This is a genomic window from Bacteroides sp. RTP21281st1_H5_RTP21281_210402 (assembly GCF_040918965.1).
Lineage (GTDB): Bacteria > Bacteroidota > Bacteroidia > Bacteroidales > Bacteroidaceae > Bacteroides > Bacteroides congonensis.
This window is the reverse complement of sequence record NZ_JBCOWR010000002.1, coordinates 356,948-369,723: the sequence shown is the minus strand read 5'-3', so window position 1 is coordinate 369,723 and position 12,776 is coordinate 356,948. Positions and strand designations below refer to the sequence as shown.

Below are 12,776 nucleotides of genomic sequence, written 5' to 3'. Positions count from 1 at the left end.
TTACTCTTTCATCGTATTGGCTCGCACATAAATTTTGTGACTACCGCTTCCAATGGTGTCTAGCACTCCTTCTTTCACCCATCCGTTCAATTCATTCAGTGCTTTGTTCTTCAGTAGTCCCGTCAGTTGCGTATACTCTTTACGCCTTATCATCGGTCTTTCATCCAGAAACTTCTCCAGCCTGCGGCGGCGTTCTTCCACCGGAACTTCGGCGGAATGTGCAAATCCCGACTTTGCTTTTTCCACAAATCCGCGAACCTTCTTACGGAAAGAAGATGATGGACGAAAATTTACATTGTCGAAATAAATAGACTGTGCATGTATCTCTTTGGCATCCATTACCGGACGTGCTTTCAGCTTGGCTGAAAAATAGCCGAGGTCGCCCAGCTGAACGTGATAACCGCTGACTAGATATTCGGATATTTTATTCTCAATAGCCAGTTGGACCCCTTTGATATCTGCCGGTGTGAAACTGGAAGCTTGGGAGATCTCTTTGACAATTTGTTGGAAGTCGATGGTTCCGCTCGATACGATGCGGGGATACAGCGGCTGTTCGTTTTCGTCCTCTTTTGAAGACGGTTTTTTGCGGAAATCATACTTTGCGTACATGCCTTTTCTTTTATGGATTAATAGGGCTAAAATGCCTTTTATAAGGCACTTTAATTATTACTTGGTAGTAAGATAACCTGCATTTGAAGCTTGGATAATCTGCTTGGAACGGCATCTTTTCTTGGGCACACAATTGTGGGCTGTAGAGCCCGCACCTGTAAACTGTACAGCCCGCAAATGTGGGCTATACGGCACACATCTGCGGGCTGAAGTCTTACTGCCTGCAAAGATACATCATCCTGCCTTTATTCGCAAATTTAGTAAGCATTATTTCTATAAAATAAAGGCATGTGACATAGCAAATAAAGACGGGAAAATTTGTTCGGGCGGCGTACTTGTCGTACCTTTGTCCGACCGTAGTGAAGCTTTCCTTATCGGTAGAAAGAATAATAAAAAAAGATGAAAATAACATTAGTCAGAGACGATGGCAAGGTAAATACCTTACGGACGTTGAAAATAGAGCTCCTTCTGGAGCAGATGAAAACGGAAGTCAAGGCACAGCCCGTCTCCAGGATGAGGGAAGCGTTGAGGTATACCCTTCCGGGAAATTCGATTGAAGAGGTGCGTAAAGTTCCCAAAATGATGCCTGCCGCAGCTTTTGCCCGTAAAGAAGGGGTGATGACCTTGTGCGAATATAACGGCATAGTGATGATGGAAGTCAACAACCTTTCCGGAAGGGCGGAAGCCGACGAGGTGAAAGAGCGGGCAAAAGAACTTCCGCAAACATACCTTGCCTTCACCGGTTCTTCCGGCAAATCAGTAAAGATATGGGTGCGGTTCACTTATCCTGACGACCGCCTGCCGGATTCACGCGAACAGGCGGAGTTTTTTCATGCGCATGCCTATCAGACGGTTGTGAAATATTATCAGCCGCAACTGCCTTTTGATATTGAACTGAAAGAACCGTCGCTCGAACAATATTGTCGGCTGACGTATGATCCCGAACTTTATTTCAATCCGGAAGCGATGCCCGTTTACATGAAGCAGCCTGCCGGTTTTCCGTCCGAAACGACTTTTATCAAACGGACGCGGGAAACCGACTCTCCTTTGCAGCGGATGGCGCCCGGATATGAGAATTATGAAGCGTTGTCGGTACTTTTCTCCGCCGCATTCAATCGGGCACTCGATGAATTGGATGGGTATCGGGGAGAAGAGGATATGCAACCGTTGCTGGTGTGTCTGGCAGGGCATTGTTTCCGGGCGGGTATCCCCGAAGAAGATACCGTGCGGTGGACGAAGGCGCATTACAGGCTTCCTTCGGACGACTTGCTGATTCGCGAGACTGTGAAAAGCGTGTACCGTACCGCCAAAGGGTTCGGCAAGAAGAGCAGCCTGACGGCCGAACAGCTTTTCGCCATGCAGATGGACGAATTTATGAAGCGTCGCTATGAATTCCGATACAATACGTTGACTACGGAAGTGGAATATCGCGAACGGAATAGTTTCAATTTCTATTTTCGTCCGGTAGACAAGCGGGTATTGGCAAGTATTACGATGAACGCCATGTATGAAGGGTTGAAAATGTGGGACAGGGACGTAATCCGCTATTTGGATTCAGACCATGTACCTGTTTTTCAGCCGGTGGAGGATTTCTTGTATCACTTGCCCCGTTGGGACGGTAAAGACCGGATTTTGGAACTGGCGAATCGTGTCCCTTGTGATAATCCGCATTGGGCACCGTTGTTCAGGCGATGGTTTTTGAGCATGATTGCCCATTGGAGGGGGATGAATAGTAAGCATGCGAACAGTACTTCACCTTTGCTGATCGGCCCGCAGGCATACCGGAAATCTACTTTTTGCAGAATGCTTCTTCCGCCCGCTTTACAGGCGTATTATACGGACAGCATTGATTTCAGCCGGAAGCGGGATGCGGAGTTGTATCTGAATCGCTTTCTGCTTATCAATATGGATGAATTCGACCAGATTAGTCCTACCCAACAGGCTTTTCTGAAACATATTCTGCAGAAACCGGTAGTGAACACGCGTCGTCCGAACGCTTCGGCAGTGGAAGAACTTCGCCGGTATGCATCATTTATCGCTACGAGCAATCATCGGGATTTGTTGACGGATACTTCCGGTAGCCGTCGTTTCATCGGTATTTATCTGACGGGGGCTATAGATGTGTCGCGTCCTATCAATTATGAACAACTGTATGCACAGGCGCTGGAGTTGCTTTATCATAACGAACGTTATTGGTTTGACTCCGAAGAAGAGGCTATCATGACGGAAAATAATCGTGAATTTGAACAATCACCTGCCGTCGAACAACTGTTTATGGTTTATTATCGCGGGGCGGAAGATAAGGAGGAAGGCGAATGGATGCTGGCTATCGACATCCTGCGACGGATTCAGAAAGCGAGTAAAATGACATTCTCTGCCAGACAGGCTTCTTATTTCGGGCGTATCTTGCAGCGGCTTGGGGTGAAATCCAAACGGAAGACGTATGGGACGTATTATCATGTTGTTCCTTTGGAAGTGGAATAGGATTTGCTATTAATGATTTACTCATATATATAATGCTATGACTAAAAAAGATGCTATAAAAGTATTTGAAGATAAAAAGATTCGTGCTGTTTGGGATGACCAAAAAGAGGAATGGTATTTTTCCATCGTTGATGTGATTGAAGTATTAACGGATAGTGACCGCCCTCGCAAGTATTGGGGGGATTTAAAAAAGAAGTTGAAAACAGAGGGAAGTCAGTTGTCCGAAGAAATCGGACAACTGAAATTACCCTCTTCCGACGGCAAACTGTATAAGACTGATGTAGCTACAACCCAACAACTTTTCCGACTCATTCAGTCTATTCCTTCGCCCAAGGCGGAGCCCTTTAAGATGTGGATGGCTCAAATTGCCAAAGAGCGTTTGGATGAAATACAAGACCCCGAACTGACTATAAACCGGGCGATGATGGAATATAAATCTTTAGGTTACTCGGACAATTGGATTAATCAACGATTGAAATCAATTGAAGTACGGAAGGAGCTTACTGACGAATGGAAAAGGAACGGGATGCAAGAGGGCGTCCAGTTTGCTGCATTAACGGATATAATTTATCAAACGTGGGCTGAAAAGTCGGCAAAAGAATATAAGCAGTTTAAAGGATTGAAGAAAGAAAATCTCCGTGACAATATGACAAACACTGAACTGATCCTTAATATGCTTGCCGAAACGGCTACTACGGATTTGTCCAAGGAGAGAAACCCATCCGGTTTTGCTGAAAATGCCGAAGTGGCAAGAGATGGAGGGAATGTGGCAAAAGTTGCCCGCAAGCAATTGGAAAGTCAGCTGAAACGCCCTGTTATATCTCCGCTTAATGCGAAAAGTACATTGCAAGTTGAGGGTGAATCGAAAAAAAATGAGAGCTCGGGAGAGGAAGTGGAATAATCAACCATGATAGATACCCCATTTTTAATGGTCTAAGTATGATAGATACCGGAAATAAAAATTATCTATCATACTTATTCTTTTGGTTATTAGTGATTTATGAAAATGAATGAGAGCATGATAGTTATTTTTTACTCATAGAGAAGATATTTTGTTCTCATCTCCTTGTAAGCCTGTAATTCCTTTTGCCAGCTATTTCTTATTTTTTCTTCCGAGTCCCCTCTGAGGATAGCTTTGCGTACACTATCCGTGCCCATAAGTAAATCGAACCATCGGGGGCGGGAGAAGAAAGCTGTGCCTTCGCCGGACAATCGGTAGAAATGCAGAAAGTATCGGAGCGTAAATCCGTTTACGTCGTCCACGTTCCGAAGGTCTTCTCCGTAGCAGGCTACATTCTTGTGCATCGGATTTTTGTCAAAGCCGGGGAGAGAGCGGGGAGTAAAAGTAAAATCTCCATATTTCTTGTTGGGTGCTCCTAGCACTTGGAAGGGAAATGTAGTTCCCCGTCCCACGCTGACGCGGGTTGCTTCGAAAGGGCAAAGTGAAGCGTACAGACGGATGGACTGGTCGTTCGGCAGGTTGGGGGAGGGCTTGATGGGGAGTGAGTAAGGTTCTTCGTGTTTCCATCCGGTCATTGGGATTACCTTTAATGGACAAGGGCTTTTCTTGTTGGCAATCCATCCTTCCCCGTTTATCATTTGAGCCAGTTCGCCGATGGTGCATCCGTGAAGTACCGGAATAGGGAGCATACCGACAAAACTTCGATAAGCCGGTTTAAGTACCGGTCCCTCTACATAATCACATGGATTGGGACGGTCCAGTACAATCATCTCTTTATTGTTTTCTGTGCAGGCTTCCATTACATAGTACATGGTGCTGATATAAGTATAAAAGCGTGCTCCCACATCCTGAATATCAAATAAGATAACGTCGATATCTTTTAGTTGGGCGGCAGTCGGCTTTTTATTGTTGCCATACAGGGACACGATGGGGACTCCGGTACGCGAATCTTTTCCATCCTTCACAGTCTCCCCCGCGTCTGCATTTCCCCGGAAACCATGTTCGGGGGCAAATACCTTGACTATGTGGATGTCTTGTTTCAGCAGAGTATCGAGTAGGTGAGTCTGTTCCGTCCCAACGACGGAAGTGTGGTTTACAACCATTCCGACACGTTTTCCTCGGATAAGCGGCAGGTATTGTTCAAAGCGTCCGGCACCTGTGATAACTTTGCCGCTGACGCACTCGGGAAAGAGCATGGCGGACAGAAATAAAAGAATGAGGGAAGTTCTATTTCTCATGTCGGTAATTTTTTGTAATATTGCACAAAAATATTAATTTCTCGTCAAGAGAGCAAAAAAACAAGCACATGAATCCCTACGAAATCATTGATAAGTATTATCCGGAAAATACAGAGCAGCGGCAGATTTTAGTAATACACAGCCTTGCAGTGGCGGGAAAAGCTATGAAAATACTGGATGCGCATCACGAATTGCGTTTAAACAGGAGCTTTGTGAAAGAAGCTGCTCTCCTGCATGATATTGGTATTTTTCAGACAGATGCTCCGGGCATTCAGTGCTTTGGAGAGAATCCTTATATTGCCCACGGATATTTGGGGGCTGAAATCTTGCGGGCTGAAGGGTTTCCGCAACACGCGTTGGTTTGCGAACGTCATACGGGAGCAGGACTTTCCCTACAGGAGATTATCGACCGGCAACTTCCCATCCCTCACCGTGAGATGTTGCCTGTCACTATGGAAGAACAATTGATTTGTTTTGCCGACAAGTTCTTTTCTAAAACCCGTCTGGACGAAGAGAAGACGGTGGAAAAGGCACGGCAAAGTATTGCCAAATATGGTGAAGAAGGTTTAAGCCGCTTTGACAGATGGTGTTCTTTGTTTTTATAGCACTAAAAAATAATTAAATAACGAAGTTTCCGGCTCATAATTGGTGAAGTTTGTGTACTTTTGCCACTTCAAGCGTAAACTATTAGTTAATGGCGCCATTGAAAGCAAAAATACTTATATCATTAATACTGCTGATTGTCTTGCTGATGCTTCCCGATGAGGCTACGTCTCAGCGTCGAAGAAGAGGAATGATTGCCTCCAATACTGCACAAAAGGACTCCCTGCAAGGGAAAGATTCTTTGAAGGCGGATACGGTTACGGTACGCATTGATTCCGTCGCACCCGTTCAGAAGAAGCAGCCGCTCGATGCACCGGTTGTATACGAATCTAACGACTCCACCGTATTTACTTTGGGCGGGTCTGCTACGCTTTACGGTAGCGGAAAGGTCAATTATCAGAATATCGAACTCGCTGCCGAAGTGATTTCGATGAATCTGGACAGCAGTACTGTTCACGCCTATGGCATCAAGGACTCCACCGGAGTGGAAAAAGGCAAACCGGTATTTAAGGAAGGGGATACTTCTTATGATACGGAAACTATCCGTTATAACTTCAAAACCAAGAAAGCGGGAATCACGGACATCGTCACCCAGCAGGGAGAAGGATACGTGACCGGTAGTAAGGCAAAGAAAGGTGCGAATGATGAAATCTTTATGGAGCACGGACGTTATACGACTTGCGACCATCATGATCATCCCCACTTCTATATGCAATTGACACGTGCGAAAGTACGTCCCAAAAAGAATGTGGTAACGGGACCCGCCTATCTGGTGGTGGAAGATGTTCCTTTGCCGTTGGCCGTTCCGTTCTTCTTCTTCCCGTTCTCCAGTAGTTATTCTTCCGGTTTTATCATGCCGACTTATATGGACGACTCCAGTCGTGGTTTCGGTTTGGCCGAAGGGGGATATTACTTTGCCATCAGTGACATCATGGACTTGAAGATGACGGGGGATATTTTTACGAAAGGTTCGTGGAGACTCTCCGGTCTGACAAACTATAATAAGCGCTATAAATACTCCGGTACACTGCAAGCGGACTATCAGGTCACCAAGACGGGTGATAAAGGAATGCCGGACTATACGGTTGCCAAGGACTTCAAGGTGGTTTGGAATCACCGTCAGGATGCCAAGGCCAGCCCGAACAGCACTTTCTCTGCCAGTGTGAACTTCTCAACCAGTAGTTACGAACGTTCTAATATCAACAACCTCTATAATTCCCAGTTGTTGACTCAGAATACCAAAACATCAAGTATTAGTTACTCGCGAAGTTTCCCAGATATCGGTCTGACGCTGTCCGGAACGACCAATATCGCCCAGACAATGCGTGACTCTTCGATTGCGGTGACATTACCCGACCTTAATATTACATTAAGCCGTCTGTTCCCGTTCAAACGTAAGAAAGCGGCAGGTGCCGAACGTTGGTATGAGAAGATTTCTCTTAGCTATACCGGACGTCTGACGAATAGTATCCGTACGAAAGATGACCGCCTGTTCAAAGCCGGACTGAGCGAATGGGAGAATGCAATGAATCATAATATTCCTATCAGCGCTACTTTCACACTGTTCAAATATTTACAGGTTTCACCTTCGGTCAATTATACAGAACGCTGGTACACTCGTAAGATTAATCAGCAATACAATGAGGTAGAGCATAAATTGGAAGCATTGCCGGGTGATACGCTGAATGGCTTTTACCGGGTATCCAATTATTCGGCAAGTTTGAGCTTGAGTACGAAGCTGTATGGTATGTACAAACCTCTTTTTGCAAAGAAGAAGGAGATACAGATTCGTCACGTATTCACCCCGCAGGTTAGTTTAAGCGGTGCACCCGGGTTCAGTAAGTACTGGGAAGAATATACTGATTATAACGGCAATACACAATATTATTCTCCTTTCACCGGTCAGCCTTATGGCGTACCTTCGCGTGAGGGGTCGGGAACAGTCAGTTTCTCTATTTCCAATAATTTGGAGATGAAGTATTATGATGCAAAGAAGGATACGCTTAAGAAAGTGAGCCTGATTGATGAATTGGGCGCAAGTATGTCTTACAATATGGCTGCCAAGGAACGGCCGTGGAGTGATTTGAGCATGAACCTGCGTCTGAAACTGACTAAAAACTATACTTTCAACATGAACGCGTCTTTTGCTACGTATGCTTATACGTTCGATAAGAATGGTAATGTGGTGACCGGTAATCGTACGGAATGGTCGTATGGACGTTTCGGACGGTTCCAGGGCTATGGCTCTTCTTTTAATTATACCTTCAATAATGACACATGGAAGAAATGGTTCGGTCCGAAAGAGGATGAACAAGGCAAGGATAAAAAGAAAGGGGATGGTGAAGATGATGATGCGGAAGGAACCGACGGAGAAGATGGAACTGTAACCAAGAAAGTGGAAAAGGCGCAAGCAGACCCGGATGGTTATCAAGTGTTTAAAATGCCTTGGTCATTGAGTCTTAGTTATTCGTTCAATATTCGCGAGGACAGGACGAAACCTATCAACCGTCATTCTATGAGATACCCTTATACGTATACTCATAATATCAATGCGAACGGAAATGTGAAGATTTCCAATAACTGGTCGTTGTCCTTCAACTCCGGTTATGACTTCCAGGCAAAAGAGATTACGCAGACTTCTTGTACTATCACCCGTGATTTGCACTGTTTCAACTTGTCTGCCAGTCTTTCGCCTTTTGGACGTTGGAAATATTACAATGTAACTATCCGTGCGAATGCAAGTATCCTGCAAGACTTGAAGTATGAGCAGAGAAGTCAGACGCAAAGTAATATTCAGTGGTACTAAAATCAATGTCGGATATAAAAAAGTGGCTGCATTACCTTTTATGATAATGCAGCCGCTTTTTTTATATATATTATTTCAAGATTACCAAACAATTTCCGTTTCTCCGTGTGCTTTCAGATAATCATTTGCCCGGCTGAAATGTTTGTTTCCAAAGAAGCCGTTGTAGGCAGAAAGGGGAGAAGGATGGGCGGAAGTAAGTACCAGATGTTTGTTGCGGTCGATAAATGCTCCTTTCTTTTGAGCGTATGATCCCCACAGGATAAATACCAGATTTTCTTTTTCTTCTGCCAATGTGCGGATGGCTGCGTCGGTGAATGTTTCCCAACCACGGTTTTGGTGTGAGCCTGCCTGGTGAGCACGTACGGTCAAGGTGGCGTTAAGTAATAATACTCCTTGTTCTGCCCAGCGTGTCAGGTTTCCTGTTATGGGGGCATCAATGCCTATATCTGCTTTAATCTCTTTGAAGATGTTCACCAATGAAGGGGGGAAGGGGACTCCGTCGTTCACAGAAAAACAGAGACCGTGTGCTTGTCCCGGTCCGTGGTAAGGATCTTGTCCGATGATTACAACTTTCACTTTGTCGAAAGGGCAAAGATTGAAAGCATTGAATATCAGTTTTCCCGGAGGAAATATCTGATACTGGCTATATTCGCTTTTGACGAAATCGGTCAGTGTGCGAAAGTAGTCTTTGTCAAATTCGGGTTCTAAATGTGCTTTCCAGCTTTTTTCAATCTGTACGTTCATAGTAATTATATAAGATGTATTTCAAGTTCCTCACATTCCTTGCGCATATCTTCGGGCCAGATGCTGGCTTGTATTTCTCCGATATGGGCTTTACGAAGGTAGAACATACACAAGCGGGATTGTCCGATACCACCACCGATGGATAAGGGAAGGGTGTCGTTCATCAGTCGCTTGTGGAAATAAAGTTCCAGTCGTTTCTCTTCATTCTCTTCTTTTAACTGGCGTTGCAGGGCTTCTTTGTCTACACGGATACCCATAGATGACAGTTCGATGGAGCGTTGCAGTACATCGTCCCATAGTAAGAGGTCACCGTTCAGTCCGGGCAGGTCGTTCAGGCCTTTGGTTGTATAGTCATCGTAGTCCGGTGCACGTCCGTCATGCTTCTTGCCGTCGCTTAGTTTGCAACCTATACCAATGATAAATACTGCTCCGTATTTCTCACAGATAGCATGTTCGCGGCATTTGGGCTCCAGATCGGGGTAAAGTTGGCGTAGCTCTTCCGAATGAATGAAATGTAGCTTTTGTGGCAAGCATGGCTTGATTTGGGGGTACATTTCATATACCATATATTCCGTGCGGATCATGGCCGCATAGATGCGGTTTACGATTTCCTTCAGGAAGTTTACGTTTCTGTCTTCATTGGTGATGACACGTTCCCAGTCCCATTGGTCTACGTAGAGGGAGTGGAGATTACCCAGTTCTTCGTCCGAGCGGATGGCGTTCATATCCGTATAAATGCCATATCCGGGTTCGATACAATAATCAGCTAATGTCAGTCTTTTCCATTTGGCTAATGAATGAACCACTTCTGCTTGTGCGTCGCCCAAGTCTTTGATAGGGAAAGAAACAGGGCGTTCTATTCCATTCAAGTCATCATTGATACCCATTCCTTTCAACACAAACAGGGGGGCAGTCACACGTCGGAGACGCAATTCGGATGATAAGTTTAACTGGAAGAACTCTTTTATTTGTTTGATTCCCAGCTCGGTCTGTTTGAGGTCGAGTAGCGGGTTATAGTTCTTAGGTTTTATCAAGTAACTCATAGGTTTGTTGAATGTTAATTGTCGGCAAAGATAGGAATAAAATTGATATATGTAACGGATATTCTCTAAAAGATTGTCAAATTGATAAAGTAAATGCTCTAAAGCGTTTCAAAATAATAGAGCCTTTGTGAGGGCAGTTACCTTAACAACTATAAAAAAAGAAGAATCATTAGGAAGATGAGAACTTTTTTTATACTTTTGCCATCGCATTCGGAAAGAATGGCTTTGTTATTGAATGAATAGAGCGCTTTTCTGATGTGGGCGGATTGCATAAGCACCTGTAGTTCAATGGATAGAATGGAGGTTTCCGGTACCTCAGATAAGGGTTCGATTCCCTTCGGGTGTACTTTAAAGTCGTACTTTGAGAGAGTACGGCTTTTTTATATCATCCATAAATCTTCCAAATTGAAGAAGAATCTTTCCTATTTGCTTTTGACTTACTTGTCGCTATTTATATTTTCTTCTTCTTTCTGATTATTGTCTATCTGCAAAATCCGTTTGGCATTAAGCGAAGATACTACTTTTTGTCCGGTTTCAGCTTCCAGTTTTAGTCTGGCTTCAAGGGCAACGCCACCACCACGTCGTGCGATGTCTTTGTGATCGTCAAACGTTTCGGGTTGGCTTACCTCGGATATTTCTTTAGTAGAGAGTTCGGCAAGCATGTTTAATACAAGCTCTTTATTCGTCATATTATCCCGCAGGTTCTCCTTTTTCAAACCTTTTAATTGCTTATACTCTTTTGTCGTATTTCCTGACCAGGATTTTGTGATAATATCCGTGAGGGTGGCAAATTGAACACCTTCCTCTAAACCACGTGCTTTCCATTCATCGGTGAGCTCTTTCCGAATCTCGATGCTTTTTAATCGCTGATTTATCCAGCTTTCAGAGTAGCCAAGTGCTTTATATTCCATCATTGCGCGGTCGATAGTCAATTCCGGGTCTTGCATTTCGTCCAGGCGTTCTTTGGCAATTTGTGCCATCCAAAGTTTGAAAGGTTCAGCTTTAGGGGAAGGTATGGACTGAATGAGACGGAAGAGTTGTTCGGTAGTTGCTACATCGGTCAGGCGCATTTTACCATCGGTAGCAGGCATTTTCAAAGCGTTACAATTTGTAACGGTTTGGTTTCCCTCGTCTAATAATCTCTTTTTTAGTACACGCCAATATGTTTGAGGGTTGTTACTTTCAGTTAAAACAGCTACAACATCTACGATGGAAAAATACCACTCTTCCTTCGTATCGTCCCATATGGCACGAATCTTTTTGTTCTCGAATATTTTTATAGCATCTTTTTTAGTCATGATATCTTGTGTTTTAAAATCTTTTTATTTTTCTTCTGCTGCTGTTGCTTTTATACGTGATTTGCAAACTAACTTCTTGTCAGTGCTTTCCGGATCATATGTATTATAATAATCCCAATCCCTTTCAAGTCTTTTAGCTACATCTATTTCTTTTGTAAAGTAGAGAGATTTATTGTTTGCAACATCAAAAATGCTATAAGTCAGAATTTCCTTTTCTTTTTTGTCTTTATCTTTGTATTTGCTTTTGGTTAGTAATATCTTATACTTGCCATCTTCCCGAACACCGTATTCTTTGTTCTTTTCAAGAATATAAGTACCAGTGACATCCGTCTCATCATTAGCTACCATTTCTACAAAAATCGGTTTTGGATCTCCAGTTTCCGGCGTTTCTGTTGAATCATCACTGCAAGAGAATAGCAGAGCGACGAGTAATAATCTAAATAGTTTCATATTTGTATTTTATAGGTTTTATATTTTTTTCTTAGTTTTGTATTTAAGTCTGATTTATTTATCGGACTCACAAATGTACTACTTTTACATAATATGTCAACAGTAATCAGCTAAATAAATCTGTTTTTATTGTTGATATTTAGTTTGATAATAAAATAGATGAATGGTGAAGTTTTTCGTATTATGCAACTAAATTCAAGTATTAACATGTAAAAGAAATCATTATGAGGCTTGAAAATGAAAGCTTGGACATAGACGGTAATCGGATTCTATGCCCAAGCTTGTTTCTTTGAAGTTTTTAGCTTCTTGATACTTGAAGTCCTTTGTCGGAAAGCGTCATGTCAACAAAGCGGGCACGAGGATTGGGAGCATGCTCCGTCAGTATCCGGCGGATTTGTCCTGCCGCCTGCGGGTCTTTGGCCACCATGTATAAATAACCGCCACCACCTGCTCCGGGGAGTTTGTATCCTAATGTATAATCCTTAATCATCTCGATAATAGCCGCTACTGCCGGTGGGTTCGTTCCGCAGTCCAATGCCT

General features: G+C 43.8%; 11 protein-coding genes and 1 tRNA gene. 5 read left to right on the top strand and 7 right to left on the bottom strand.

The features are described 5' to 3' along the window. Positions 1-609: an HU family DNA-binding protein gene (locus AB5443_RS05080; RefSeq protein WP_277134607.1), complete on the bottom strand. Its 609-nt coding sequence runs from the start codon at positions 607-609 to the stop codon at positions 1-3. A 399-nt stretch (positions 610-1,008) separates the two neighbouring features. Here AB5443_RS05080 and AB5443_RS05075 point away from each other — a divergent pair, with 399 nt between their 5' ends. Continuing rightward, entirely contained in the window at positions 1,009-3,093 is a 2,085-nt protein-coding gene (locus AB5443_RS05075; RefSeq protein WP_368113294.1) for a BT4734/BF3469 family protein, read from the top strand. A 37-nt stretch (positions 3,094-3,130) separates the two neighbouring features. Continuing rightward, positions 3,131-3,994, top strand: a complete 864-nt coding sequence (locus tag AB5443_RS05070; RefSeq protein WP_073344260.1) for a Bro-N domain-containing protein — start codon at positions 3,131-3,133, stop codon at positions 3,992-3,994. Between the two features lie 131 nt (positions 3,995-4,125). Here the strand turns inward: AB5443_RS05070 and AB5443_RS05065 are convergent, their stop codons facing one another. Beyond that, positions 4,126-5,292: a DUF1343 domain-containing protein gene (locus AB5443_RS05065; RefSeq protein ID WP_277134601.1), complete on the bottom strand. Its 1,167-nt coding sequence runs from the start codon at positions 5,290-5,292 to the stop codon at positions 4,126-4,128. A 68-nt stretch (positions 5,293-5,360) separates the two neighbouring features. Between AB5443_RS05065 and AB5443_RS05060 the strand changes: the two genes are divergently transcribed. Beyond that, positions 5,361-5,897, top strand: a complete 537-nt coding sequence (locus tag AB5443_RS05060; protein WP_044654406.1) for an HDIG domain-containing metalloprotein — start codon at positions 5,361-5,363, stop codon at positions 5,895-5,897. A gap of 89 nt (positions 5,898-5,986) precedes the next feature. Beyond that, positions 5,987-8,701 carry a putative LPS assembly protein LptD gene (locus AB5443_RS05055; protein ID WP_277134597.1) on the top strand — a complete coding sequence of 905 codons (2,715 nt, stop codon included), beginning with the start codon at positions 5,987-5,989 and terminating at the stop codon, positions 8,699-8,701. 81 nt (positions 8,702-8,782) lie between these two features. Here the strand turns inward: AB5443_RS05055 and ung are convergent, their stop codons facing one another. Continuing rightward, the gene (gene ung / locus AB5443_RS05050) at positions 8,783-9,445 is read right to left on the bottom strand and encodes a uracil-DNA glycosylase (RefSeq protein WP_277134595.1); all 663 of its coding nucleotides are present in this window, start codon (positions 9,443-9,445) and stop codon (positions 8,783-8,785) included. 5 nt (positions 9,446-9,450) lie between these two features. Then, the gene (gene asnA, locus AB5443_RS05045; RefSeq protein ID WP_073344272.1) at positions 9,451-10,488 is read right to left on the bottom strand and encodes an aspartate--ammonia ligase; all 1,038 of its coding nucleotides are present in this window, start codon (positions 10,486-10,488) and stop codon (positions 9,451-9,453) included. 274 nt (positions 10,489-10,762) lie between these two features. Between asnA and AB5443_RS05040 the strand changes: the two genes are divergently transcribed. Then, positions 10,763-10,834 (top strand) — tRNA-Arg (locus AB5443_RS05040). Between the two features lie 91 nt (positions 10,835-10,925). Here the strand turns inward: AB5443_RS05040 and AB5443_RS05035 are convergent. The 3 genes from AB5443_RS05035 to AB5443_RS05025 form a co-directional block, all read right to left on the bottom strand. Next, complete coding sequence (locus AB5443_RS05035) at positions 10,926-11,786, bottom strand: Bro-N domain-containing protein (protein ID WP_073344276.1); 861 nt, start codon at positions 11,784-11,786, stop codon at positions 10,926-10,928. A 24-nt stretch (positions 11,787-11,810) separates the two neighbouring features. Continuing rightward, entirely contained in the window at positions 11,811-12,236 is a 426-nt protein-coding gene (locus tag AB5443_RS05030) for a hypothetical protein (RefSeq protein ID WP_277134592.1), read from the bottom strand. 298 nt (positions 12,237-12,534) lie between these two features. Next, a partial coding sequence (locus AB5443_RS05025; RefSeq protein ID WP_368119594.1) for a hypothetical protein occupies positions 12,535-12,776 on the bottom strand: 242 nt, incomplete at its 5' end.